General features: G+C 57.8%; 23 protein-coding genes. 7 read left to right on the top strand and 16 right to left on the bottom strand.

Annotation, left to right across the window (positions count from 1 at the left end; all coding sequences use genetic code 11):
* Nucleotide 1: 1 nt before the first annotated feature.
* The 12 genes from nuoC to K5D32_RS04845 all read right to left on the bottom strand — a co-directional run bounded on the left by nuoC (nt 2) and on the right by K5D32_RS04845 (nt 14,018).
* Entirely contained in the window at nt 2-1,783 is a 1,782-nt protein-coding gene (gene nuoC, locus K5D32_RS04900) for an NADH-quinone oxidoreductase subunit C/D (RefSeq protein WP_221576851.1), read from the bottom strand.
* A gap of 72 nt (nt 1,784-1,855) precedes the next feature.
* Nucleotides 1,856-2,530: an NADH-quinone oxidoreductase subunit B family protein gene (locus tag K5D32_RS04895; RefSeq protein ID WP_025259479.1), complete on the bottom strand. Its 675-nt coding sequence runs from the start codon at nt 2,528-2,530 to the stop codon at nt 1,856-1,858.
* Between the two features lie 10 nt (nt 2,531-2,540).
* Nucleotides 2,541-2,954, bottom strand: coding sequence for an NADH-quinone oxidoreductase subunit A (locus K5D32_RS04890; protein WP_221576852.1), 414 nt, complete (start codon nt 2,952-2,954; stop codon nt 2,541-2,543).
* A 455-nt stretch (nt 2,955-3,409) separates the two neighbouring features.
* Nucleotides 3,410-4,735: an isocitrate lyase gene (gene aceA / locus K5D32_RS04885; RefSeq protein ID WP_025259481.1), complete on the bottom strand. Its 1,326-nt coding sequence runs from the start codon at nt 4,733-4,735 to the stop codon at nt 3,410-3,412.
* Nucleotides 4,736-5,242: 507 nt separating this feature from the next.
* Complete coding sequence (locus K5D32_RS04880; protein ID WP_221576853.1) at nt 5,243-5,983, bottom strand: secretin N-terminal domain-containing protein; 741 nt, start codon at nt 5,981-5,983, stop codon at nt 5,243-5,245.
* A gap of 187 nt (nt 5,984-6,170) precedes the next feature.
* Complete coding sequence (locus K5D32_RS04875) at nt 6,171-6,593, bottom strand: GNAT family N-acetyltransferase (RefSeq protein WP_198728214.1); 423 nt, start codon at nt 6,591-6,593, stop codon at nt 6,171-6,173.
* Complete coding sequence (locus K5D32_RS04870) at nt 6,586-7,752, bottom strand: cupin domain-containing protein (protein ID WP_198728215.1); 1,167 nt, start codon at nt 7,750-7,752, stop codon at nt 6,586-6,588. Before K5D32_RS04870 ends, K5D32_RS04875 begins: the two co-directional genes overlap by 8 nt.
* Nucleotides 7,753-7,813: 61 nt before the next feature.
* Nucleotides 7,814-9,184, bottom strand: a complete 1,371-nt coding sequence (gene purB, locus K5D32_RS04865) for an adenylosuccinate lyase (RefSeq protein ID WP_221599400.1) — start codon at nt 9,182-9,184, stop codon at nt 7,814-7,816.
* Nucleotides 9,185-9,314: 130 nt separating this feature from the next.
* Complete coding sequence (hflD, locus tag K5D32_RS04860; protein WP_198728217.1) at nt 9,315-9,935, bottom strand: high frequency lysogenization protein HflD; 621 nt, start codon at nt 9,933-9,935, stop codon at nt 9,315-9,317.
* Nucleotides 9,935-11,065: a tRNA 2-thiouridine(34) synthase MnmA gene (mnmA, locus tag K5D32_RS04855; RefSeq protein ID WP_221599399.1), complete on the bottom strand. Its 1,131-nt coding sequence runs from the start codon at nt 11,063-11,065 to the stop codon at nt 9,935-9,937. Before mnmA ends, hflD begins: the two co-directional genes overlap by 1 nt.
* Nucleotides 11,066-11,125: 60 nt before the next feature.
* Complete coding sequence (locus tag K5D32_RS04850) at nt 11,126-11,572, bottom strand: NUDIX hydrolase (RefSeq protein ID WP_221592677.1); 447 nt, start codon at nt 11,570-11,572, stop codon at nt 11,126-11,128.
* 220 nt (nt 11,573-11,792) lie between these two features.
* Entirely contained in the window at nt 11,793-14,018 is a 2,226-nt protein-coding gene (locus K5D32_RS04845; protein WP_221576856.1) for an NADP-dependent isocitrate dehydrogenase, read from the bottom strand.
* A gap of 441 nt (nt 14,019-14,459) precedes the next feature.
* Between K5D32_RS04845 and icd the strand changes: the two genes are divergently transcribed.
* Complete coding sequence (gene icd / locus K5D32_RS04840) at nt 14,460-15,716, top strand: NADP-dependent isocitrate dehydrogenase (RefSeq protein WP_221599404.1); 1,257 nt, start codon at nt 14,460-14,462, stop codon at nt 15,714-15,716.
* Nucleotides 15,717-15,797: 81 nt separating this feature from the next.
* On the opposite strand, the gene cspD is transcribed toward icd, so the two are convergent.
* Nucleotides 15,798-16,070, bottom strand: a complete 273-nt coding sequence (cspD, locus tag K5D32_RS04835) for a cold shock domain-containing protein CspD (RefSeq protein WP_025259491.1) — start codon at nt 16,068-16,070, stop codon at nt 15,798-15,800.
* Between the two features lie 225 nt (nt 16,071-16,295).
* Between cspD and clpS the strand changes: the two genes are divergently transcribed.
* Together clpS and clpA are read left to right on the top strand one after the other, a co-directional pair.
* Nucleotides 16,296-16,658, top strand: a complete 363-nt coding sequence (gene clpS, locus K5D32_RS04830) for an ATP-dependent Clp protease adapter ClpS (RefSeq protein ID WP_025259492.1) — start codon at nt 16,296-16,298, stop codon at nt 16,656-16,658.
* Nucleotides 16,659-16,688: 30 nt separating this feature from the next.
* Nucleotides 16,689-18,962 (top strand): ATP-dependent Clp protease ATP-binding subunit ClpA, encoded by a 2,274-nt coding sequence (gene clpA, locus K5D32_RS04825; RefSeq protein WP_221576857.1) that lies wholly within the window; start codon nt 16,689-16,691, stop codon nt 18,960-18,962.
* A gap of 92 nt (nt 18,963-19,054) precedes the next feature.
* On the opposite strand, the gene infA is transcribed toward clpA, so the two are convergent.
* From infA to aat, 3 genes are all read right to left on the bottom strand, one after another.
* Nucleotides 19,055-19,273 carry a translation initiation factor IF-1 gene (infA, locus tag K5D32_RS04820; protein ID WP_002553999.1) on the bottom strand — a complete coding sequence of 73 codons (219 nt, stop codon included), beginning with the start codon at nt 19,271-19,273 and terminating at the stop codon, nt 19,055-19,057.
* Nucleotides 19,274-19,374: 101 nt separating this feature from the next.
* On the bottom strand, nt 19,375-20,082 hold the full coding sequence (locus K5D32_RS04815) for an arginyltransferase (protein WP_025259494.1): 708 nt from the start codon (nt 20,080-20,082) through the stop codon (nt 19,375-19,377).
* 48 nt (nt 20,083-20,130) lie between these two features.
* Entirely contained in the window at nt 20,131-20,820 is a 690-nt protein-coding gene (gene aat / locus K5D32_RS04810; protein WP_221599398.1) for a leucyl/phenylalanyl-tRNA--protein transferase, read from the bottom strand.
* Between the two features lie 492 nt (nt 20,821-21,312).
* Here aat and ftsK point away from each other — a divergent pair, with 492 nt between their 5' ends.
* The 4 genes from ftsK to crcB all read left to right on the top strand — a co-directional run bounded on the left by ftsK (nt 21,313) and on the right by crcB (nt 26,124).
* Nucleotides 21,313-23,715: a DNA translocase FtsK gene (gene ftsK / locus K5D32_RS04805; RefSeq protein WP_221576859.1), complete on the top strand. Its 2,403-nt coding sequence runs from the start codon at nt 21,313-21,315 to the stop codon at nt 23,713-23,715.
* A gap of 69 nt (nt 23,716-23,784) precedes the next feature.
* The gene (gene lolA, locus K5D32_RS04800; RefSeq protein ID WP_221576860.1) at nt 23,785-24,408 is read left to right on the top strand and encodes an outer membrane lipoprotein chaperone LolA; all 624 of its coding nucleotides are present in this window, start codon (nt 23,785-23,787) and stop codon (nt 24,406-24,408) included.
* Nucleotides 24,409-24,427: 19 nt separating this feature from the next.
* Nucleotides 24,428-25,750 (top strand): replication-associated recombination protein A, encoded by a 1,323-nt coding sequence (locus K5D32_RS04795; protein ID WP_221576861.1) that lies wholly within the window; start codon nt 24,428-24,430, stop codon nt 25,748-25,750.
* On the top strand, nt 25,750-26,124 hold the full coding sequence (gene crcB, locus K5D32_RS04790; RefSeq protein WP_221599397.1) for a fluoride efflux transporter CrcB: 375 nt from the start codon (nt 25,750-25,752) through the stop codon (nt 26,122-26,124). The genes K5D32_RS04795 and crcB overlap by 1 nt, the downstream gene beginning before the upstream one ends.

Below are 26,124 nucleotides of genomic sequence, written 5' to 3'. Positions count from 1 at the left end.
CTTAGCGGTCCACGTCGGCCATAACGAAATCGATGCTACCCAGGTACGCGATCAAGTCCGCGACCATGCTGCCTTTGATCACCGAAGGGATCTGCTGCAGGTGCGGGTAACTTGGAGTGCGGATCCGGGTACGGTAGCTCATGGTGCCACCGTCGCTCGTCAGGTAATAACTGTTGATACCCTTGGTCGCTTCGATCATCTGGAAGGATTCGTTGGCCGGCATGACCGGACCCCACGAAACCTGCAGGAAGTGCGTGATCAGGGTTTCGATGTGCTGCAAGGTGCGCTCTTTTGGCGGCGGCGTGGTCAGCGGGTGATCCGCCTTGTACGGGCCTTCCGGCATGTTGCGCATGCACTGGTCGATGATCCTGATGCTCTGGCGCATCTCTTCGACGCGAACCATGCAGCGGTCGTATGCATCGCCATTGGCCGCAAGCGGGACTTCGAATTCGAAATTTTCGTAGCCGGAGTAAGGGCGGGCCTTGCGCAGGTCGAAATCACAGCCGGTGGAACGCAGACCTGCACCGGTGACACCCCATTCCAGGGCCTCTTTGGTGTTATAGGCGGCGACGCCGATGGTACGGCCTTTGAGGATGCTGTTCTGCAGCGCTGCCTTGGTGTATTCGTCCAGGCGTTTTGGCAGCCAGTCGACAAACTCCTTGACCAGTTTCTCCCAGCCGCGTGGCAGGTCGTGGGCAACACCGCCGATGCGATACCAGGCCGGGTGCAGGCGGAAGCCGGTGATGGCCTCGATGACCTTGTAGGCTTTCTGGCGGTCGGTGAAGGTGAAGAATACTGGCGTCATTGCGCCCACGTCCTGGATGTATGTACCCAGGAACAACAGGTGGCTGGTGATGCGGAAGAACTCGGCCATCATGATGCGGATGGTGTCGACCTTCTCCGGCACCTTGATGCCTGCCAGCTTCTCGACCGAGAGCACGTAAGGCAGGTTGTTCATCACCCCGCCCAGGTAGTCGATACGGTCGGTGTACGGAATGAAGCTGTGCCAGGACTGACGCTCTGCCATCTTCTCGGCACCACGGTGGTGGTAACCGATGTCGGGAACGCAGTCGACGATCTCTTCGCCGTCCAGTTGCAGAATGATGCGGAATGCACCGTGAGCCGAAGGGTGGTTCGGGCCGAGGTTGAGGAACATGTAGTCCTCGTTCTCGCCGGAACGCTTCATGCCCCAGTCTTCCGGACGGAAGCGTGCGGCTTCCTCTTCCAGTTGCTGTTTGGCCAGGCTCAGGCTGTACGGATCGAACTCGGTGGCGCGAGCCGGGAAGTCCTTGCGCAGCGGGTGACCTTCCCAGGTCGGCGGCATCATGATGCGGCTCAGGTGCGGGTGGCCCGGGAAGTCAATCCCGAACATGTCCCACACTTCACGCTCGTACCAGTTGGCGTTAGGCCAGATGCCGGTGATGCTTGGCAGGCTCAGGTCGCTTTCGGACAGGGCCACCTTGATCATCACGTCACTGTTACGTTCTACCGACAGCAGGTGGTAGAAGACGGTGAAGTCTGCATCGGGCAGGCCGCGGCGATGGGTGCGCAGGCGCTCATCGACACCGTGCAGGTCGTAGAGCATGGAGTAGGGCTTGTTCACCTGTCGCAGGAACTTCAGCACCTCGACCAGGTGGGCGCGTGCAACCCACAGCACCGGCATGCCGGTACGGGTCGGCTGTGCCGTGAAGGCCTCGGCGCCAAAGCGTGTATTCAATTCTACGACGACGTCTTGGTCGTCAGCCTTGTAAGGCGGGATGTACAGAGCGGTGTCTGCAGTCATAGGTCTCAATCACTTCGGTCAACGTACAGAATCAACCCGTTCTTGTCTTTTTTATAAGAAGAACGGGCTGGATCAGACTTCGTCGGGGCTGCGCAGGTTGGTGACCTGGATGCGCTGTTCGCGGCGCTGTTCCTTTTGCGAAGGCATTTCGGCGCGGTAAACGCCTTGATCGCCGACGACCCAGGAAAGAGGGCGACGCTCCTGGCCAATGGATTCCTGCAGCAGCATCAAGCCTTGCAGAAATGCCTCTGGGCGGGGCGGGCAGCCGGGCACGTACACATCGACAGGAAGGAACTTGTCCACGCCCTGCACCACAGAGTAGATGTCGTACATGCCACCGGAGTTGGCGCACGAACCCATGGAGATGACCCACTTGGGCTCAAGCATTTGCTCGTAGAGACGCTGGATGATCGGTGCCATCTTGATGAAGCAGGTCCCGGCAATAACCATGAAATCCGCCTGACGCGGCGATGCCCGGATGACTTCGGCGCCGAAGCGTGCGATGTCGTGGGGCGCCGTGAAGGCGGTGGTCATTTCCACATAGCAACACGACAGGCCGAAGTTGTACGGCCACAGGGAGTTTTTACGCCCCCAGTTGACCGCGCCGTTCAGCACGTCTTCAAGTTTGCCCATGTAGATGTTTTTGTGGACTTGATCTTCTAACGGATCGGAAACGGTTTCCCGTTTGCCGATTGGATACTGCTCATTAGGAGCATCCGGGTCGATCCTGGTGAGATTGTATTGCATCGCCAAAGCCTCATTGTTTTAGCTTCGCTTGCCGTTTACGGCGACCTTCAGGAGCCCAATCCAGCGCTCCAACCCGCCATAGGTAGACAAGACCTGCCAACAGAATTGCTATGAAAACGAGTGCTTCGACGAATCCGGTCCAGCCGCTTTCGCGGACGGACACAGACCAGGCAAAGAGATAGAGGGCTTCAATGTCAAAGATCACGAATAGCATCGCGACCAGATAGAATTTTGCGGAGAGGCGCAGGCGCGCACTGCCGGTAGGCAGCATGCCGGATTCGAAAGGTTCGTTCTTGCTGCGACCCCAGGCCTTGCTTCCCAGCAGGCTTGAGACACCGAGCATGAAGGCACAAAGACCGACAACACCGAGAAGGAAAATGGCGAAGCCCCAGTTGTGGGCAATCAAACCTGTCGTTTCGGGCATGCTGGCAGTCCTTGGAATAGAGAGCAAAGGTCTCTGTGCTTGATAAAGAGTGAGTCCGTGACGATATGTCGCAGAGGGAGCATCGGATTGATTTTATGTGCAAATACTTGGCAAGTAAATTTTCTACATCAAAATTATTTAATGAATTAATCGGAATTCGGGGACATGAAGGGCTGCAGGGCTTGCTGGCCGGGCATTGCCAAGGTTTTAACCATTTATTTTTCTTAATAGGGAAAAGCAATAAAAGGAAATTTGAATGATAATTAATATCATTTGAATGAGCCTTTTTAGTTTGCCGGGGTGTTGGGTGCTCCTGGTCTATTTTATTAAGTCCTTACAGTTGTATCACTGCCAGCCTGATTAAAGGTTGTCCTGGATCAATGCCGGGTGCCTGGCAGAAAAGAACAGGCCGCCCGAGAGGGGCGGCCTGTTCTTGTTTTCAGCTGCTCCGCAGATCAGTGGAACTGCTCTTCCTCGGTGGATCCTGTCAGTGCGGTGACCGATGAGGTGCCACCCTGAATCACAGTGGTCATGTCGTCAAAGTAGCCGGTGCCCACTTCCTGCTGGTGAGCCACGAAGGTGTAGCCCTTGGCCGCGTCGGCGAACTCCTGTTCCTGCAGTTTTACGTAGGCAGTCATGTCGTTGCGGGCGTAGTCGTGCGCCAGATTGAACATGCTGTGCCACATATTGTGAATGCCGGCCAGGGTGATGAACTGGTGCTTGTAGCCCATGGCCGAGAGCTCGCGCTGGAATTTGGCGATGGTGGCATCGTCCAGATTCTTCTTCCAGTTGAAGGACGGCGAGCAGTTGTAGGAGAGCAACTGGTCGGGGTATTCCTTCTTGATGGCTTCGGCGAAGCGGCGTGCTTCGTCCAGATCCGGCTTGGCCGTTTCGCACCAGATCAGATCCGCATAAGGCGCGTAGGCCAGGCCGCGGGAGATGGCCTGATCCAGTCCGGCGCGCACCTTGTAGAAACCTTCATGGGTGCGAGCGCCCGTGACGAAAGGTTTGTCGTAAGGGTCGCAGTCGGAGGTCAGCAGGTCGGCAGCGTTGGCGTCGGTACGGGCCAGGATGATGGTCGGTACGCCAGCGACGTCGGCAGCCAGGCGAGCGGCTACCAGTTTCTGTACGGCTTCCTGGGTTGGCACCAGCACTTTGCCGCCCATGTGGCCGCATTTCTTGACGGAGGCCAGCTGGTCCTCGAAATGCACGCCTGCCGCACCGGCTTCGATCATGCTTTTCATCAGCTCATAAGCATTCAGCACGCCACCAAAGCCTGCCTCGGCATCGGCCACGATCGGTGCGAAATAGTCGATATAGCCTTCATCGCCAGGGTTTTTTCCGGCTTTCCACTGGATCTGGTCGGCACGGCGGAACGAGTTGTTGATGCGCTTGACCACGGTCGGGACCGAGTCCACCGGGTACAGCGACTGATCGGGGTACATGGATTCGGCGGAGTTGTTGTCGGCAGCAACCTGCCAGCCCGAGAGGTAGATCGCCTGTATGCCGGCCTTGACCTGCTGCACCGCCTGGCCGCCGGTCAGGGCGCCCATGCAGTTGACGAAGTCCTTGTCCGGGCGGAAAGACGGCTTGGCACCTTGCGTAACCAGATTCCAGAGCTTGTCTGCGCCCATTTTTGCGAAGGTGTGTTCAGGTTGAACCGAGCCACGCAAGCGGACGACATCAGCAGCAGAATAAGTACGGGTCACGTTTTTCCAGCGCGGATTTTCAGCCCAGTCTTTCTCGAGAGCCGCTATTTGTTGTTCGCGTGTCAGTGCCATGGAGATAAACCTCATTGTCAGGTTTTGGTTGGAAGATCCTGCTCCGCCAAAACGCCTCGTTTATCGAAGGCACGGTAGATGGCTGCTCGCTGCTCAGAGGTCGGCAATGGGCGCGGTGGCGACGGGTGAGCGAAGGGCTCAAGAGGGGAAGTAGAAAGTCCGGATGGCCTGAGTGGGCACTTTGGCTCGTGGATGCCTTTGTGCTTCGCTCGCAGGAGCTGTCCGATCAACCGTCAACGCTTCCGTCCCTTGGGACAACTTCGTTCCAGTCGTAACCTTGTCAAACTGCCTTGTGGGCAGTCTCGACAGGAATCGGCTCAGGCTTAGAGCGTCGATCCTGAGGCTTTTTGAAGGCCTCTGATTAGCGGGAGCGAGGCAATCATGCCTCGCTCTTTTTTGGTCGTCAAACGGTTTGTAGTGCTTTTTTGCGCTCACTACATCTTTGGTCCAATGCGACCGTTTGGTCACTAAAAGGCCCGTGGGTGCTGGGTTGCGTGCCATTGCCGATTATTCAAGGCTTTCGACCTTGACCCGCAGCGTCATGTCGTCGCGACCCTGGGTGGAATAGCGTTGGGCTATGCCGCGCTGATCGGCCACGGATTGATCGCTGGAAGCGGCCAGAGTGATCCATTCACCCAGTCTACCGCTGACCTGGCTGTCAGTACTCTGGACCTTGATAGCGTCCGGACGCTCCTGGCTCAGGCGGTCACGATTGGTGCTGATGTTCAGGTGAACGATATCGCCGGTTATGCTGGCCGTGACATAGAAACCCTGGGTGACATTGCGATATTCGGTATTGCTCTGCGGGTAGCCATAACCGTCTGTGCGGGTGGTGGTCAGGGGAACGCTCTGGCCGGTCTGGATCAGGGCCGGCGTGCCTTCGGTGGCTTGCACTTGCTGGACGCCGCCGTCACGGCTGGAAGTGCCGTAGCTGATGATGCGTGAGGGATTGGCGCCGTTGGTGGTGCTGACGGCATTGTCGCTGGTGTCGACGCTGATGAGCAGGCGCTTGGGGGCAGTATCCAGTTGCGAGATCAGGGCGCGAAGTTCTTCGATCTTGCGCGATTCGGCATTGACGATCAGCTGATTGCCGTAGGCACTGACCGAACCGTCCGCTCCCAGAAAGGATTTGGCGACGGGTAGCAAGTCTGCGCTGGTGCGGTAGTTGAGCGGGACGATTTCGGTGGCTGCGAGCGTGCAGGTGCTGAACGCGACAAGAAATGAGGTGAGCAGGGTACGTAACAACATGTCCAATCTCCGCGATGGGCGCGTAAAAACCGAGTGTGCCACTTTGTCGGCCAGGGGTGGGTACAAGTTGAACGGGCAGATGGCAAAACGCCCCGGCATTTCCTGTCTGAGCATAGTCATGCCGCAGGAAAATGAAGGGGCGTTGCGTTATGTAGTGCCTTTTAAAATGCCTACATAGCGGTCTGGATCAGGCCTCGCGCACCATGTCGACGTGCGGCAGTCCGGCTTCGAGAAACTCGTCGCTGACCACGGTGAAACCAAAACGCTGGTAGAACGCAACGGCTTGAACCTGCGCGCTGAGTTTCTGCTGCTTCAGGCCGCGGGTCTGTGCTTCGTCGAGTATGGCTGTCAGCAGCATTTCACCGGCTTTCAGACCGCGCCAGTCCCTGAGGACCGACAGGCGACCGATCTCGCCGTCCTGCAGCAGTCGTGCTGTGCCGACGGCATAGTCACCCTCGCGGGCCAGAAAATGTATGGCGTCGCTATCCTCCGAGTCCCATTCCAGTTCCGGTGGTACCGATTGCTCGGCAATGAACACGGCTTCACGAATACGCCGGATATCGGCGTTATTCTTCTGCCAGTCCGCGACGGATACGGTGATTTTATTCATCGGCAAATCCCAGGCTTCCTTGTTTTACGAGTTCGCAAATCAGATTGCGTCCCTCTTCATCGGCCAACCATTGGCCGAGGTTTTCGCTGTGCAGCGAATCGGCCGCACAAATCAATTTAAGCAGTTCGCGCAGGCTGCCCGGCAAAAGACGACTTTGGCCGCTGGCGAACAGTAGCAGATCGTCATCAACTTCAGACCAGGCCAGGCGTGCGCTTGGGTTACGAATGAGAACTGCGCCCTGTTCCAGGCTGTCGAGCAGGTCTTCTTCTTCCAGCTCCGGGCCTGTGACCAGTTCCGGATAGCGAGGCTCGGTCATGAACTGGCCAAACCAGGTCAGCAGCAGGCGTTCATCGCTCATGTGCTCGGCCAGCAGGGCCTTGAGGCGATCAAGGGCGTCGTGCTGGATCTGGTGTGGATCGCTGACCGGCTGTGCGTCGGCGTCGGTGTAGCGCTCTTCGTCCGGGATGAACTGGCTGAGGAAGTCGGTGAAGTGAGTCAGGACTTCGGCGGCGCTCGGCGCGCGGAAACCTACCGAGTAGGTCAGGCAGTCGTCCACGGCAACGCCGCAATGGGCGAGGCGCGGCGGCAGATACAGCATGTCACCGGGTTCCAGGGTCCACTCTTCGGTGGTCTGGAAGTCTGCGAGGATGCGCAGGTCGGCGTGCTGCAGCAGCGGGCTTTCTGAGTCGCACATCTGGCCGATCTGCCAGTGGCGCTTGCCATGACCTTGCAGCAGGAAAACGTCGTAGTTGTCGAAGTGCGGACCGACGCTACCGCCTGGTGCGGCGTAGCTGATCATGACATCGTCGATGCGCCAGCTTGGCAGGAAGCGGAAGTTCTCCAGCAATTCGCTGACTTCAGGTACGAACTGATCCACGGCCTGGACCAGAAGGGTCCATTCGCGCTCGGGCATCTTGCTGAAGTCGTCTTCGGAAAACGGGCCGCGACGCAGTTCCCATGGGCGCTCGCCGTTTTCGATGATCAGTCGGGATTCGACTTCTTCTTCCAGGGCAAGGCCAGCCAGCTCGTCAGGGTCGATCGGGCTTTGGAAATCCGGCATCGCCTGACGGATCAGGAGGGGCTTTTTCTGCCAGTAGTCACGCAGGAAAACACGCGCGCTCATGCCGCCCAGAAGTTGAAGAGGAATATCAGGATTCATTTGTAAGCCCTTGAAATGAAAACGCCCGGCACAGCCGGGCGTGTGCAAAAGTTGCTGCGGGTCAGATGCGCTTGGCTTGGGCCACGGCATTGCCGATGTAATTGGCCGGGGTCAGCTTCTTCAGCTCGGCCTTGGCCTCGGCTGGCATGTCCAGGCCATCGATGAAAGTTTGCAGTGCTTCAGGGCTGATGCCCTTGCCGCGTGTCAGTTCTTTCAGTTTTTCGTACGGGTTTTCGATGTTGTAGCGACGCATGACGGTCTGGATCGGCTCTGCCAGAACTTCCCAGCAGGCGTCCAGATCGGCAGCGATACGCTGTTCGTTCAGTTCCAGCTTGCCGATACCCTTGAGGCTGGCTTCGTAGGCAATGACGCTGTGAGCAAAGCCTACGCCCAGGTTGCGCAGCACGGTGGAGTCGGTCAGGTCGCGCTGCCAGCGGGAGATCGGCAGTTTGCTCGCCAGGTGCTGGAACAGTGCGTTGGCGATGCCCAGGTTACCTTCGGAGTTTTCGAAGTCGATCGGGTTGACCTTGTGCGGCATGGTCGACGAGCCGATTTCGCCTGCGATGGTACGCTGCTTGAAGTAGCCCAGGGAGATGTAGCCCCAGATATCGCGATCGAAGTCGATCAGGATGGTGTTGAAGCGCGCAATGGCGTCGAACAGTTCGGCGATGTAGTCATGCGGTTCGATCTGGGTGGTGTAGGGGTTGAAGCCCAGGCCCAGTTCGTCTTCGATGAAGGCGCGTGCGTTGGCTTCCCAGTCGATGTCTGCATAGGCCGACAGGTGAGCGTTGTAGTTGCCTACCGCACCGTTGATCTTGCCCAGCAGGGGCACTGCTGCGATCTGGGTGATCTGGCGCTCCAGTCGATAGACGACGTTGGCCAGTTCCTTGCCCAGGGTAGTCGGGGAGGCTGGCTGGCCATGGGTGCGCGACAGCATTGGTACGTCGGCGAAGCGCTGGGCCAGTTCGCGGATGGCGTCGGCGATCTGGCGCATCAGCGGCAGCATCACGTTATCGCGACCTTCGCGCAGCATCAGGGCGTGGGACAGGTTGTTGATGTCTTCGCTGGTGCAGGCGAAGTGGATGAACTCGCTGACCTTGTCCAGTTCAGGCAGCTTGGCAGCCTGTTCCTTGAGCAGGTATTCCACGGCCTTGACGTCGTGGTTGGTGGTGCGTTCGATTTCTTTCACGCGCTCGGCGTGTTCCACGGAAAAATCTTCAGCCAGGGCATTGAGGATGGCGTTGGCTTGCGCGGAAAACGGCGGTACTTCGCTGATTTGCGGGTGAGCTGCCAGGCGCTGGAGCCAGCGAACTTCAACCATCACGCGAAAGCGGATCAGGCCGTATTCGCTGAAAATAGGGCGCAGGGCCTGGGTTTTGCCGGCGTAGCGGCCATCAACAGGGGAAACCGCAGTGAGCGAAGAAAGCTGCATGGGGTGGTCTCGAACAGTCGGGCATCGAAAAGGGCGCGTATCATACATGAAATTTCAGTCCGACTGGGTCGGACTGACCAGCGTAGATCGCGTCGTGCCTGGTGGGTAAGGGTCGCAGTTGCGTGGCGGGTCAGCCGTGCATCAGCGGATAGAGTTCTTTCAATAACTTGCGTCGGCTGAAGACCAGTTGCCAGCGATGACCGCCAACTTGCCGCCACAGACGTGCCGAGCGAATACCGGCCAGCAACAGGGCGCGGATCTTCGAGGCATTGTTGGGTTGCTGCAGGTTGCGCATGTCGCCATGAACCTGAATGCGCTGGCGCAGGGTGCTCAGGGTGTCCTGATACAGCGCACCGGTGGCAGCGATCACGTTTTCATGGGCGATGCCAAAATGTTCGGCCTGGGACTGAATCTGCGGCAGACGTTTGCCGATTACTTCCAGCATGTCATCGCGCTTTGCCAGTTGCCGCTCAAGGCCCAGCATCGACAGGGCGTAGCGCAGCGGCTCGCGCTGCAGGGTCGCCGGGTCACGCTCCAGAGCACTGACCATGGCGCGATAGCCTTCGCGCAGGTTCAGGTCGTCGCCGCCGTACACGTCCAGCGTGTCCTTGGGGTCCAGCACCAGCAGGCTGCCGATCATGCAGCTCAACCCGGCCTCGCTGACCTGTCCGGTCTTGGCGATCCGGTCTACCAGTATGGCGGCCTGGAATACGCCGCCCAGAGCGATCAGTTGCTCCTGAATAGGGGTCATCAACGCTTGTCCTTGCTCTTCCAGGGTTCGGCTATTTCGATCACACCGCCCCCCAGGCAGATTTCGCCGTCATAGAACACCACGGACTGACCGGGTGTCACGGCGCGCTGCGGTTCATTGAATAGGGCGCGGTAGCCATCGGCGGTCTTTTCCAGCGTGCAGTGCTGGTCGCCCTGGCGATAACGTACCTTGGCGGTCAGTTTCTTCGGGCTGCTCAGGTCGATGGGGTTGACCCAGTAGATCTGCGAGGTCACCAGCGCCTGGGAAAACAGCCAGGGATGATCGTTACCCTGGCCGACGATCAGTTCGTTGTGTTCCAGGTCCTTGACCAGTACATACCAGGGATCATCGCTTGCGTCCTTCAGTCCGCCGATGCCAAGGCCCTGGCGCTGACCGATGGTGTGATACATCAGGCCGTTGTGGCGGCCGATGACTTCGCCTTCGGTGGTCTTGATTTCGCCGGGCTGGGCAGGGAGGTACTGGCGCAGGAAATCCGTGAAACGGCGTTCACCGATAAAGCAGATGCCGGTGGAGTCTTTCTTCTTGGCCGTCGCCAGACCGTGTTTCTCGGCAATGGCGCGTACTTCCGGTTTCTCCAGCTCGCCGACCGGGAACAGGGTGCGGGCGATCTGTTCGCCGCCCACGGCGTGCAGGAAATAGCTCTGGTCCTTGTTCGGGTCCAGGCCCTTGAGCAGTTCGGTGCGGCCGTCGATGTCGCGGCGGCGTACGTAATGGCCGGTGGCAATCAGGTCTGCGCCCAGCATCAGGGCGTAGTCAAGGAAGGCCTTGAACTTGATTTCCCGGTTACACAGGATGTCCGGGTTGGGCGTGCGACCGGCCTTGTACTCTTCCAGGAAGTGCTCGAACACGTTGTCCCAGTATTCGGCGGCGAAGTTGGCGGTGTGCAGCTTTATACCAATCTTGTCGCACACGGCCTGGGCGTCTGCCAGGTCTTCGCGGGCAGTGCAGTATTCCGTTCCGTCGTCTTCTTCCCAGTTCTTCATGAACAAGCCTTCCACCTGATAACCCTGCTCCATGAGCAGGACAGCGGAAACGGATGAGTCCACGCCGCCGGACATGCCGACTATGACGCGCTTGTTTTCTGGGTTGCAGTGGGCTGGATCACGCATGGGGATTCAATGGGTGGCCTTGAAAAGGACGCGATTCTATCAGGCTGCGGGCGTCGAGTCTCACGCCTTGTCGCGCAGCAGGGCAAGACTGAAGTGTTCGCCATTCAGATAATCATCGACACAGCGCAGGACCAGCTCGCTGCGCCAGCGGTGCTGCTGGGTCATGAGTTCATCGCGTGTCAGCCAGACCGGGCCGACAATGCCCTCGTCCAGGGCGTACTCGGGATGATGGCGCAGGGCCTTGGCTGCAAAGCAGATGCGCTGGTAGGTCACGCCATTGCTGGGCGCTGTATACAGATAAATGCCGATCACACTGGTCAGTTCGACATCCCAGCCGGTTTCTTCCAGGGTTTCTCGCACGGCTGCGTGTTGCAGGCTTTCGTTCGGGTCCAGGTGTCCGGCAGGTTGGTTGAGTACCTTCTGTCCGCCCTTGATTTCTTCGACGAACAGAAAGCGGCCCTGATCTTCGACGATCGTGGCGACGGTAACGTGGGCTTGCCATTCCATAATGTTGTTACTCGTGTATTGCGCAGTCTCTGCGCAAGTGGGAGCGGATTTATCCGCGAGACGTCATTGAGGTCCATGGATTCTCTTCAGCTTCACGGGCCTCTCGCGACTAAAGTCGCTCCCACAGAAAGCATGAGGCTCGGTCCTGAAATGCAAAAGCCCCGGTGCGTGGCCGGGGCTTGTGCAGGTCAGACGCTGTGAGGCGTCTGGCCGTTGCCACTTACAACGCGGCGATGGCTGCGTTCAAGGTTGCGCTAGGGCGCATGGCTTTGCTGGTCAGTTCAGCGTTGGTGAAGTAGTAACCACCGATTTCCACTGGTTTGCCCTGGACAGCGTTGAGCTCGGCAACGATTTTCTCTTCGTTGTCGGTCAGTGTCTTGGCCAGCGGGCTGAACTGCGCCTTGAGGGCGGCGTCGTCGTTTTGAGCAGCCAGAGCCTGTGCCCAGAACAGGGTCAGGTAGAAGTGGCTGCCGCGGTTGTCGATGCTGCCGACTTTGCGCGAAGGCGACTTGTTGCGATCCAGGAACTCACCGGTAGCCTGATCCAGAGTCTTGGACAGAACCAGAGCTTTAGGATTGTTGTAGGCATTGCCCAGGTGCTCGAGCGAAGCGGCCAGAGCCAGGAACTCGCCCAGAGAATCCCAGCGCAGGAAGTTCTCTTCGACGAACTGCTGAACGTGTTTCGGAGCCGAACCGCCAGCGCCGGTTTCAAACAGGCCACCGCCATTCATCAGCGGCACGATCGACAGCATCTTGGCGCTTGTGCCCAGTTCCATGATCGGGAACAGGTCGGTCAGGTAGTCGCGCAGTACGTTACCGGTCACCGAAATGGTGTCCTTGCCGGCACGGGTGCGTTCCAGGGTCAGCTTCATGGCTTCGACCGGCGACAGGATCTGGATGTCCAGGCCCGAAGTGTCGTGGTCGCCCAGGTACTTCTGGACTTTCTTGATCATGACGCTGTCATGGGCGCGAGCCGGGTCGAGCCAGAAAATCGCCGGGGTGTTGCTGGCGCGGGAGCGGTTGACGGCCAGTTTGACCCAGTCCTGGATAGGCGCGTCCTTGGCCTGGCACATGCGCCAGATGTCGCCGGTTTCGACGTTCTGTTCCATCAGCAGGTTGCCCTGGCTGTCGGTCACGCGAACCACGCCATCGGTCTTGATGTGGAAAGTCTTGTCGTGAGAGCCGTACTCTTCGGCTTTCTGAGCCATCAGGCCGACGTTTGGCACGCTGCCCATGGTGGTCGGATCGAAAGCGCCGTTTTTCTTGCAGTCTTCGATGACAGCCTGATAGATGGTCGCGTAGCAGCGATCCGGGATCACAGCCTTGGCATCGTGCAGTTGACCGTCGGTGCCCCACATCTTGCCGGAGTCACGGATCATTGCAGGCATCGAGGCGTCGACGATGACGTCGCTCGGTACGTGCAGGTTGGTGATGCCCTTGTCGGAGTTGACCATCGCCAGTTGTGGGCGAGTGGCGTAGACCGCCTGGATATCAGCCTTGATTTCAGCCTGTTTGTCAGCTGGCAGGGCGCCGATGCGGTCATACAGATCGCCGATGCCGTTATTCAGGCTGAAGCCGATTTCTTTCAGGATGTCTGCGTGCTTGGTCAGCGCGTCCTTGTAGAACTCGTCAACGATCTGACCGAACATGATCGGGTCGGAGATTTTCATCATGGTGGCTTTCAAGTGCACCGAGAACAGAACGCCTTGCTTCTTGGCGTCTTCGATTTCGGCGGCAATGAAGCTGCGCAGGGCTTTCTTGCTCATGACCGAGCAATCGATCACTTCGCCAGCCTTGACGCTGGTTTTCTCTTTCAGGACGGTAGTAGTGCCGTCTTTGGCGATCAGCTCGATCTTGACGCTGTTGTCAGCCTCGACCAGAGCGGCTTTTTCGCTGCCGTAGAAGTCGCCGCTGCTCATGTGAGCAACGTGAGCCTTGGAGTCGGCAGCCCAGGCGCCCATCTTGTGCGGGTGCTTGCGAGCGTAGTTCTTGACCGAGAGCGGGGCGCGGCGGTCGGAGTTGCCTTCACGCAGAACCGGGTTCACGGCGCTGCCCTTGACCTTGTCGTAGCGGGCGCGGGTTTCTTTTTCCGCGTCGGTGGACGGCGCTTCCGGGTAGTCCGGGATCTTGAAGCCTTGTTCCTGCAGCTCTTTGATGGTCGCCTTCAATTGAGGGACCGAGGCGCTGATGTTAGGCAGCTTGATGATGTTGGCTTCTGGCGTGGTGGCCAGTTTGCCCAACTCGGCGAGATGATCCGGCACCTGCTGATCGGCGCCAAGCGATTCGGGGAAGCTGGAAAGAACACGGCCCGCCAGGGAGATATCACGTGTTTCGACGTCGATATCGGAAGAGGCTGTAAATGCTTCGATGATTGGCAGAAGCGAGTAGGTGGCGAGTGCCGGAGCTTCGTCAGTGAAGGTGTAGATGATCTTCGAGCGGTTGGACATTGGTATTAACTCTCTGTTTTGCTGAGCATGCACAAAATCTCGATATGCGCAGGGTATGCACTCTTGCCCAAAGTTCGGTCATGGGCCCAAGTCGAGGTTTATTCGCGGTGATGTTGGGTGCATCAGTCGAGCGTCAAGCTGCCGGGCGTGGCCATGGTCACTGCCCGACGCATATATAAGGCTGAAAGTCTGGTTCCAGACACTTCGGCCTTTATGACTCTGCGGTCACGTCGCGAGTATATCAAACCCTTGGCGCCAAGCATTAATGCTATGCGTGCTATCGAATGGCGACTATTCGCCGTTGGTCGAACGAATGCGCTCAAGATCAAGGGTTTCGGGCCTTTTCGGCGGCTTCGGACTGGCGGGCTTTGCCTGTACCTGCGGGGCTGACTAGGCTCAATGGCTGTCAGGATGTCCACTCAGCACGCACCGGAGTCCCGCATGGCATATCAAAAAACAAGAATCCCCGCCGTCGGTGAGAAGATCACTGTCAACGCAGACCACTCCCTGAATGTCCCCGATAACCCGATCATTCCCTTTATAGAAGGGGATGGGATTGGCATCGATATCACGCCGGTCATGATCAAGGTGGTCGATGCGGCCGTCAGCAAGGCCTATGGCGAAAAGCGCAGGATTTCCTGGATGGAAGTCTATGCCGGAGAAAAGGCTACGCGGATTTACGACCCGGACACCTGGCTGCCTCAGGAAACACTGGATGCGGTGAAAGAATACGTGGTTTCCATCAAGGGTCCTCTGACTACGCCGGTCGGAGGCGGCATTCGCTCGCTGAACGTTGCCTTGCGCCAGCAACTGGACCTGTATGTCTGCCTGAGGCCTGTTCGCTGGTTCGAGGGCGTGCCCAGCCCTGTCAGGAAACCCGGCGATGTGAACATGACGATCTTTCGCGAAAATTCCGAAGATATTTATGCCGGGATCGAATGGAAGGCCGGATCTCCCGAGGCGACCAAGGTCATTCGATTTCTCAAGGAAGAGATGGGTGTCACAAAAATCCGTTTTGACGAGGATTGTGGCATCGGGGTCAAGCCGGTTTCCCGTGAGGGCACCCGGCGTCTGGCGCGTAAGGCGTTGCAGTATGTGGTCGACAATGACCGCGACTCGCTGACCATCGTGCACAAAGGCAACATCATGAAATTTACCGAAGGGGCCTTCAAGGAATGGGCCTACGAGGTGGCCGCTGAAGAGTTTGGGGCGACGTTGCTGGAGGGTGGCCCGTGGATGCAGTTCACGAACGCCCGAACCGGCAAGAATGTGATCGTCAAGGATGCCATCGCTGATGCGATGCTTCAGCAGATCCTGTTACGCCCGGCTGAATATGATGTCATCGCAACGCTGAATCTCAACGGCGACTACCTTTCCGACGCGCTGGCTGCCGAGGTGGGAGGGATCGGTATTGCCCCGGGAGCCAATCTTTCTGACACCGTGGCCATGTTCGAGGCGACGCACGGGACAGCGCCTAAATATGCTGGCAAGGATCAGGTCAATCCGGGTTCTCTGATTCTGTCTGCCGAAATGATGTTGCGGCATATGGGGTGGGTTGAGGCGGCCGATCTGATTATCAAAGGCACCAATGGCGCGATTGCTGCAAAAACTGTTACTTATGATTTCGAGCGATTGATGGAGGGCGCAACTCTGCTTTCATCGTCAGCATTCGGCGATGCCTTGATCGCGCACATGTGAAGCCTGTGCTGAGACGCAGCAGCCAGTTCAGTCATCCTGAACTGGCTGTTTCTTTATGGCTGGCGTATGTGGTGGTCTGCTTCAGGCCGACACATTAGCTGGCTTTTGTGCTGCGCTTGAAGCATCTGCGGATGTTGGAGCAGTAGCTGTGGACGCAGACGAGATATTCACGGCATGTAATCCCTTTGGGCCTTGAATGATCTCAAATTGGACCGGTTGGCCTGCCTTGAGCGTTTTGTAGCCATCCATTTGTATGGCTGAATAATGAGCAAACAGATCTTCATCTCTGCCATCGGCAAGAATAAATCCATAGCCTTTTGCATTATTGAACCACTTGACTTTACCACTGAGCATAGCCATATCCCTCTGCAAAGGACTCCGTCTGGAGTATCATCCACCTCAATCCGCCTGGCCTAAAAAAATTTTGGTTGACTGCGCGGACCCTTTTTACCCAATGTGGGCTCTATTGTTTGTAACACCGATTAGCTGATAGTCAAGGTCATGCAGCGGTCTATGTAAAAACCGGCCAGGCTGCGACTAAATTATTCAATCCGCTCTTTACACGAACCTTTCTTTACCATGCATGCAATCAGCAAGATTCGACTAACATTCAATCAGGACGGTCCGCAGTCACACGAGGACGACTCAGCTGGCATTGCGTTGCAGGACGCCAAGCCCACCCTGCAGGCGCCACCGATGTACAAGGTGGTTTTGTTTAACGATGATTACACCCCTATGGATTTCGTCGTTGAGGTTCTTGAGGTGTTTTTCAACCTGAATCGTGAGCTGGCTACCAAGGTCATGCTGGCCGTCCATACAGAGGGGCGGGCAGTATGCGGATTGTTTACCCGCGACATAGCCGAAACCAAGGCAATGCAGGTCAATCAATACGCCCGGGAAAGTCAGCATCCACTACTCTGTGAGATCGAGAAGGACGGTTAAACGCCGGCCACTTGGGTATGAGGTGAAGCTATGTTAAACCGTGAGCTCGAAGTCACCCTCAATCTTGCCTTCAAGGAAGCTCGTTCAAAGCGTCATGAGTTCATGACGGTCGAGCACCTCCTGCTGGCTCTATTGGATAATGAGGCTGCAGCCACTGTCTTGCGTGCCTGCGGCGCAAACCTCGATAAGCTCAAGCATGATCTGCAGGAGTTCATCGACTCCACAACCCCACTGATCCCCGTCCATGACGAGGATCGTGAAACCCAGCCGACGCTCGGGTTCCAGCGCGTGTTGCAGCGTGCAGTCTTCCATGTACAGAGTTCCGGCAAGCGTGAAGTGACCGGCGCCAACGTACTGGTTGCGATTTTCAGTGAGCAGGAAAGCCAGGCCGTCTTCTTGCTCAAGCAGCAGAGCGTGGCCCGGATTGATGTCGTCAATTACATCGCCCATGGCATCTCCAAGGTGCCAGGGCACGGCGAACACTCTTCTGAAGGTGAGCAGGATATGCAGGACGACGAGGGTGGTGAGGCTTCTTCCTCAGGCAATCCTCTGGATGCCTATGCAAGTAACCTGAACGAACTGGCGCGCCAGGGGCGCATTGATCCTCTGGTTGGTCGTGAGAGTGAAGTCGAGCGCGTTGCTCAGATTCTCGCCCGTCGTCGCAAGAACAACCCTTTGCTGGTCGGTGAGGCGGGCGTCGGCAAGACAGCCATCGCCGAAGGGCTGGCCAAGCGTATCGTCGACAATCAGGTTCCGGATCTGCTGGCCAGTAGCGTCGTCTACTCCCTGGATCTGGGCGCATTGCTGGCCGGTACCAAGTACCGCGGCGATTTCGAGAAGCGCTTCAAGGCGCTGCTCAATGAGCTGCGCAAACGGCCTCATGCCATCCTGTTCATCGATGAAATCCATACCATCATCGGTGCGGGTGCAGCTTCAGGCGGGGTAATGGATGCTTCCAACCTGCTCAAGCCGCTGCTGTCTTCCGGCGATATCCGTTGCATAGGCTCCACCACCTTCCAGGAATTCCGCGGGATCTTCGAGAAGGATCGTGCCTTGGCGCGTCGCTTCCAGAAGGTCGATGTCTCCGAGCCGTCGGTCGAGGACACCATCGGGATCCTCAGGGGTCTCAAGGGGCGTTTCGAGCAGCATCACAGCATCGAGTACAGCGATGAAGCGTTGCGTGCAGCTGCAGAGCTGGCGTCGCGTTACATCAATGATCGGCATATGCCGGACAAGGCGATTGACGTCATCGACGAGGCCGGTGCCTTCCAGCGCCTGCAACCGGTGGAGCGTCGGGTCAAGTGCATCGATGTGCCACAGGTTGAAGACATCGTTGCGAAAATCGCGCGTATTCCCCCGAAACACGTCAACAGCTCCGACAAGGAACTGCTGCGTAACCTGGAGCGCGATCTCAAGCTCACGGTCTTCGGTCAGGATGCTGCCATCGACTCGCTGTCCACGGCCATCAAGCTGTCCCGTGCCGGGTTGAAGTCGCCTGACAAGCCTGTCGGTTCTTTCCTGTTTGCAGGTCCTACCGGCGTCGGCAAGACCGAGGCGGCGCGTCAGTTGGCCAAGGCGCTTGGCGTCGAGCTGATTCGCTTCGACATGTCCGAGTACATGGAGCGCCATACCGTTTCGCGTCTGATCGGTGCGCCTCCGGGCTATGTTGGTTTCGATCAGGGCGGTCTGCTGACTGAAGCCATTACCCGTCAACCACATTGCGTGTTGCTGCTCGATGAAATCGAGAAGGCGCATCCGGAAGTCTTCAACCTGCTCCTGCAGGTCATGGATCACGGCACGCTCACCGATAACAACGGGCGCAAGGCGGACTTCCGCAATGTGATCGTCATCATGACCACCAACGCCGGTGCCGAGTCGGCAGCGCGGGCTTCGATCGGTTTCACTCATCAGGATCACTCGTCCGATGCAATGGAAGTGATCAAGAAGAGCTTCACGCCGGAGTTCCGCAACCGTCTGGACACCATCATCCAGTTTGGCCGCCTCAGCCACGAAGTCATCAAGAGCGTGGTCGACAAGTTCCTCACAGAGCTTCAGGCTCAACTGGAAGACAAGCGTGTACTGCTCGAAGTCTCCGACGCGGCCAGAAGCTGGCTGGCGCAGGGTGGCTACGATGCGGCAATGGGTGCTCGTCCGATGGCTCGCCTTATCCAGGACAAGATCAAGCGTCCCCTGGCCGAGGAGATTCTGTTCGGAGAGCTGTCGGAGCATGGTGGTGTTGTGCATATCGATATCAAGGATGGCGAGATCACCTTTGATTTCGAGACAACGGCAGAAATGGCCTGATGGAAGTCCTGCCTGGCCCTCGGTAAGGGGTGCCGGGCAAGCGGACAAACAAAACCGCCGGGCATATGCCGGTCGTTTTCGTCAGTACTAGCTTAACGGGCGCGGTAGGTGATACGCCCTTTGCTCAGGTCATAAGGCGTCAGTTCGACGCGGACCTTGTCACCGGTAAGAATACGGATGTAGTTCTTGCGCATCTTGCCGGAGATATGCGCGGTTACGACGTGCCCGTTTTCCAACTCCACACGAAACATGGTGTTGGGCAGGGTGTCGACGACAGTGCCTTCCATTTCGAAGCTGTCTTCTTTCGACATGCAGTAAAGCCCTCGGTATACAAATGAGTGGCCCGGTGCAAGTGGCGCCAGGCAAAAGCGGCGTGCATTGTGCCCGAAAAAACCTCTTTAAGCCAAGGGCTTCAATACAGAGTGACCCATCTTTGATTGGTCAACAGCTCGATGGGGCGATATTGGGTCTTGTAATTCATCTTTTTACAGTTCTTGATCCAGTATCCCAGGTACACGGCATGCAACTGAAGCCGGGCTGCTTCGGCGATCTGCCACAAGATGGCATAACGCCCCAGACTGCGCCGTTCTTCATCGGGTTCATAAAAGGTATAGACCGCAGAAAGGCCGTTGGGCAAAAGATCGGTCACTGCGACTGCCAGCAGGCGCTGATCCAGCCGGAACTCGTAAAAACGCGAGAAGGGCAGGTCACGTACCAGAAAAGTGGAGAACTGGTCGCGACTGGGTGGGAACATGTCGCCATCGGCATGGCGTTGTTCGATGTAGCGCTGATAAAGGTCGAAGTGCTCTTCGGTGAACGCTGGCTTGGTGCTGCGCACCTCAAGGTCGGTGTTGCGTTTGAGGATGCGTTTTTGCTGCCGGTCGGGCACGAAGAGATTCACCGGGATGCGCGCCGGCACGCAGGCGCTGCAATTCTGGCAGTGAGGGCGATAAAGATGGTCGCCACTGCGACGAAAGCCCATATCCGACAGGTCGGCATAGACTTGCACGTCCATGGGTTGGCTGGGGTCCAGAAACAGCGTGGTCGCCTGCTCTTCGGGCAGGTAACTGCAGGTGTGGGGTTGAGTGGCATAAAACTTAAGCCGCGCCAGCTCTGTCATGATCGCCCCCGTTATCAGAATCCATGAATAAGAGTGTATGCCAGCCTTTCAAACTCGACTAGGCAACCAGTCGGCGTTATTGGGCTGATCCAGATGCCGGTGCAAGTAGTCGGCAAATGTCTGGCGCGGGATCGAGCGGGCGCCGAAGCTGTGCAGGTGCTGGGTAGGCATCTGGCAATCGATCAATACGAACCCCCAGGCATTCAGACGTTCCACCAATGTGGCGAAGCCGACTTTAGAGGCGTTGTCGGTGCGGCTGAACATGGATTCGCCGAAAAACAGCTGCCCCATGGCCAGGCCATACAGCCCGCCCACCAGTGTGTCCTGGTCCCAGACCTCGACGCTGTGTGCATGTCCGCGTCGATGCAGCTCCATATAGGCCTCCTGCATCGAACGGGTGATCCAGGTTTCGTTAGCGTAGCTGCGAGGTTCGGCGCAGGCCTGTATGACGGCTGCGAAGTCCTGGTCGAACGTGACCCGATAACGCCCCTGACGCATGAGTTTGCTCAGGCTGCGCGACACGTGTATTTCGCTCGGCGGCAATACGGTGCGAGGGTCGGGTGACCACCAGAGAATGGGCTGGCCGTCCTGAAACCAAGGAAAGCAGCCATGCCGGTAAGCCTGTATCAACCTGTCGGCAGACAAGTCGCCCCCTGCGGCCAGCAGGCCGTTGGGTTCGCGCAGGGCTTTTTCCAGGGGTGGGAAAACAAGGCTGTTGCGTTGCAACCAGGTCAGCATGGCATCAGAACTTCGCGGTAGGGGAGGGCGCACGGGTGATCATTTGCAACTCTGTACAATAAATGCGGTCACAACCGGTCGCCATTATGGTGTGTGTCGCAAGGTTTCGGTAGTGCAGGTACAAGATGATAGCCCGATAGCTTTCGATCTTCTGTCTCGCTGATAGAATCACCTCATAAGCCTTTGTCACAAAAGAGAATGCATGCTCAAATTGAACGTCATGAGGAAGGCTATGGCCCGTTGCGGTCAGTCCCTGTATGAAAACGACGATCATTGGGCGTTAAAAGCCGCTGTGAAGAGCTTTCCTACAGACCTTGGGACCTACAAAGCCGTACAATGCCGACTTTGCGCGTTATCATTCAGGTCATCTGTTCTGCGGGTGTTTCAGAGGTTCGCGATCCCGTTTTCGGCTGGAGCCGGTCGATACCGTTCAGCAGCCGTTCATAGTCAATCAACGAGATGTTCGCGCTTGAGCGCAGGAAATAAAGCGTTTTGAAAAAATCCACCACAGCACCCAGCTCTGTTCCGCTCTGGCGGCAGCAACTGCATTACCGGCTCAAGGAAGGTGCACTGATTGCCTTTGGTGCCTTGTGCCTGTACCTGATGATGGCTCTGTTGACCTACGATCAGAGCGATCCGGGCTGGAGCCATACCAGCAGCTCCGCGCAAGTCCAGAACGCCGCAGGCCGTGCGGGTGCCTTCTGCGCCGATATCCTGTTCATGGTCGTTGGCTATTTCGCCTACATTTTCCCGTTGTTGCTGGCCATCAAGGCCTGGCAGGTCTTCAGTCAGCGTCACGAGCCGTGGCAGTGGAGCGGCTGGCTGTTCTCCTGGCGCCTGATCGGTCTGGTATTCCTGATTCTGGCCGGTGCAGCGCTGGCGCACATCCACTTTCATTTCGCAGCGGGCTTTCCGGGCTCGGCGGGCGGTGTGCTGGGTGAAGTGCTTGGCGATCTGGCCAAGAAAGCCCTCAACATCCAGGGCAGCACGTTGCTGTTTATCGCCTTGTTCCTGTTCGGCCTGACGGTATTCACCGACCTGTCCTGGTTCAAGGTCATGGATGTGACCGGCAAGATCACCCTCGACCTTATCGAGCTTATCCAGAGTGCTGCCAACCGCTGGTGGGTCGCTCGTACCGAGCGTAAGCAGATGGTCGCGCAGTTGCGTGAAGTCGACATGCGTGTCGACGAAGTGGTGGCGCCGGTCGTCCCCGATCGTCGTGAGCAGGTCAAGGCCCGCGAGCGTCTGATCGAGCGTGAAGAGTCCCTGAGCAAACACATGACCGAGCGCGAGAAACACGTGCCAGCAGTCATTGCTCCGGCACCTGCCAAGGCGCCAGAGCCGAGCAAGCGTGTCCAGAAAGAGAAGCAGGCGCCGCTGTTTGTCGACAGCGCCATCGAAGGCACCTTGCCGCCTATCTCGATTCTCGACCCGGCTGAAAAGAAACAGCTCAACTATTCGCCGGAATCTCTGGCGGCTGTGGGCCATCTGCTGGAAATCAAGCTCAAGGAGTTCGGCGTCGAGGTGACGGTGGATTCGATCCATCCGGGGCCGGTCATTACGCGCTACGAAATCCAGCCTGCCGCAGGGGTCAAGGTCAGCCGTATTGCCAACCTTGCCAAGGACCTTGCGCGCTCACTGGCCGTGACCAGCGTCCGTGTGGTCGAGGTGATTCCCGGCAAGACCACCGTCGGTATCGAAATCCCCAACGAAGACCGCCAGATCGTGCGGTTTTCCGAGGTGCTGTCCTCGCCCGAGTATGACAATGCCAAGTCGCCGGTTACCCTGGCGCTGGGTCATGACATCGGTGGTCGTCCGGTCATCACCGATCTGGCGAAGATGCCTCACCTGCTGGTTGCCGGTACGACCGGTTCCGGTAAGTCCGTGGGTGTGAACGCCATGATCCTGTCGATCCTGTTCAAGTCCGGCCCGGAAGACGCCAAGCTGATCATGATCGACCCGAAAATGCTTGAATTGTCGATCTACGAAGGCATTCCGCACCTGCTGTGTCCGGTCGTGACCGACATGAAGGATGCCGCCAACGCCCTGCGCTGGAGCGTTGCCGAGATGGAGCGCCGTTACAAGCTGATGGCGGCCATGGGCGTGCGTAACCTTGCCGGCTTCAACCGCAAGATCAAGGACGCCGAGGAAGAGGGCAACCCGATTTCCGACCCGATGTATCGTCGTGAAAGCATCCATGACGAAGCGCCGTTGCTCACCACTTTGCCGACCATCGTGGTGGTGGTTGATGAATTCGCCGACATGATGATGATTGTCGGCAAGAAGGTTGAAGAACTCATTGCCCGTATCGCCCAGAAGGCCCGTGCCGCGGGTATTCACCTGATCCTGGCAACCCAGCGCCCGTCGGTGGACGTCATCACCGGTCTGATCAAGGCCAACATCCCGACGCGCATGGCATTCCAGGTATCGAGCAAGATCGACTCGCGTACCATCATCGACCAGGGTGGTGCCGAACAACTGCTTGGCCACGGTGACATGCTGTACATGCCACCGGGCACCAGCCTGCCGATTCGTGTGCATGGCGCGTTCGTATCCGACGAGGAAGTCCACCGTGTGGTGGAAGCCTGGAAACTGCGTGGCACGCCAAACTACAACGACGATATTCTGGCTGGCGTCGAAGAGGCTGGTAGCGGCTTCGATGGCGGTAGCGGCGAAGGTGGTGAAGACAGCGAAAGCGATGCCTTGTATGACGAGGCAGTGAAGTTCGTTCTTGAAAGCCGCCGTGCATCGATTTCAGCCGTGCAGCGTAAACTCAAGATTGGCTACAACCGTGCTGCGCGGATGATCGAGGCGATGGAAATGGCGGGTGTCGTGACGTCCATGAACACCAATGGCTCGCGTGAAGTCATTGCGCCAGGCCCGATGCGCGACTGATTTAATCCCATAGCGCAGGTAGCGTGCCCGGTACGCTGCCTGCGCTTCATGAATCCAATGAGGAATCCCATGCGTCTTATCCGCATGTTGTTGGCAACTGCACTGACTTTCTCCGCGATCCCGGCCCATGCCGACAGCAAGGACGTGGCGCGATTGACCCAGTTGCTGGAAAAATCCCAGACCCTCACGGCGCGCTTTTCCCAGCTGACGCTGGATGGCAGCGGCACGCAATTGCAGGAAACCTCGGGTGAAATGGCCTTGCAGCGTCCAGGCCTGTTCAACTGGCACACCGATGCACCCCAGGAGCAGTTGATGGTTTCCGATGGCAAGAAGGTTTCCCTCTGGGACCCGGATCTGCAACAGGTCACTATCAAGACTCTGGATCAGCGCCTGACCCAGACGCCAGCCTTGCTGCTGTCCGGTGATGTGTCGAAGATCAGCGAAAGCTTCGATATCACTGCCAAGGAAGCCGGTGGCGTGATCGACTTCGTGCTCAAGCCCAAGACCAAGGACACCCTGTTCGACAACCTGCGTCTGTCTTTCCGTAACGGCATCATCAACGACATGCAGTTGATCGACAGTGTTGGTCAGCGCACCAATATCCTGTTCACCGGCGTCAAGGCGAACGAGCCGATTGCGGCCGGCAAGTTCAAGTTCGACATTCCCAAGGGTGCCGATGTCATCCAGGAATAAAGAGGCTTAACCTCAGACCATGGACCTGTTTCGTAGCGAACCGATAGCTCAGCCACTGGCTGCACGCTTGCGTGCGACCAATCTGGACGAGTATGTCGGTCAGGAGCACCTGCTGGCTCACGGCAAGCCTCTGCGTGAGGCGCTGGAGCAGGGGGCTCTGCACTCCATGATCTTCTGGGGCCCGCCGGGTGTGGGTAAAACCACACTGGCGAAGCTGCTGGCCAAGGTTTCCGATGCGCATTTCGAGACCGTTTCGGCAGTGCTCGCCGGGGTCAAGGAAATCCGTCAGGCTGTCGAAGTGGCCAAGCAGCAGGCCGGGCAATACGGGCGTCGCACCATCCTGTTTGTCGATGAGGTCCATCGCTTCAACAAGTCGCAGCAGGACGCCTTTCTACCGTACGTCGAAGACGGCACCCTGATCTTTATCGGCGCGACCACTGAAAACCCTTCGTTCGAGTTGAATAACGCCCTGCTTTCGCGAGCGCGGGTCTATGTCCTCAAGAGCCTGGACGAAGCCGCCTTGCGCAAGCTGGTGCATCGGGCGCTGAACGAAGAGCGTGGCCTGGGCAAGCATCACCTGAGCCTGAGTGATGAAGGCTTCGAGATGCTGATGTCTGCGGCTGATGGTGACGGTCGGCGCATGCTCAACCTGCTGGAAAACGCCTCCGACCTTGCCGAAGACGGTTCGCAGATCAGCGTCGATCTGCTGCAAAGCCTGCTCGGTGACAGCCGTCGCCGTTTCGACAAGGGCGGTGAAGCGTTTTACGACCAGATATCGGCGCTGCACAAATCCATTCGCGGCTCCAATCCGGATGCGGCCTTGTACTGGTTCGCGCGGATGATCGATGGTGGCTGCGATCCGCTGTATCTGGCCCGTCGCGTGGTGCGCATGGCCAGCGAAGATATCGGTAATGCCGACCCTCGCGCCTTGCCGCTGTGCATGTCCGCCTGGGATGTGCAGGAACGACTTGGCAGCCCGGAAGGCGAACTGGCGGTGGCCCAGGCGATTGTTTATCTGGCCTGCGCGCCCAAGAGCAATGCGGTGTACATGGGCTTCAAGGCGGCGATGCGCGAAGCCACCGAACACGGCTCGCTGGAAGTCCCGCTGCATTTGCGCAATGCTCCGACCAAGCTCATGAAGCAACTGGGTTATGGCGAAGAATACCGCTACGCCCACGACGAACCCGATGCCTACGCGGCCGGTGAAGACTACTTTCCTGAAGAACTGGAACCACGCGAGTATTACAAGCCGGTGCCTCGTGGCCTGGAGCTTAAAATCGGCGAAAAGCTCAAACATCTGGCTTCATTGGACGCCGCCAGCCCTCGTCAGCGGAGAAAGTAGTGATTCAGACGATTCTTGCGGTGTCCGTAGCCGGTATCGCTGGTACATTATTGCGCTTTGCGACAGGAACCTGGGTAAGCGCCAACTGGCCGCGGCATTTCTATACGGCAACGCTGGCGGTGAATATCGTCGGGTGCCTGATAATCGGCGTGCTTTACGGCCTTTTTCTGATTCGCCCGGAAGTGCCCGTCGAGGTTCGTGCCGGCTTGATTGTCGGCTTTGTAGGCGGTCTGACGACCTTTTCATCCTTTTCACTGGATACGCTGCGCCTGCTGGAAAGCGGGCAAGTACCGATGGCACTGGGCTATGCGGGTATCAGCGTGTTCGGCGGGCTGCTCGCAACCTGGGTTGGCCTGTCCCTGACCAGACTTTGA

It is taken from the genome of Pseudomonas cichorii, assembly GCF_019719005.1.
GTDB classification, from domain to species: domain Bacteria; phylum Pseudomonadota; class Gammaproteobacteria; order Pseudomonadales; family Pseudomonadaceae; genus Aquipseudomonas; species Aquipseudomonas cichorii_E.
The sequence above is the reverse complement of the archived record's forward strand: the minus strand, read 5'-3'. Positions and strand labels throughout refer to the sequence as shown.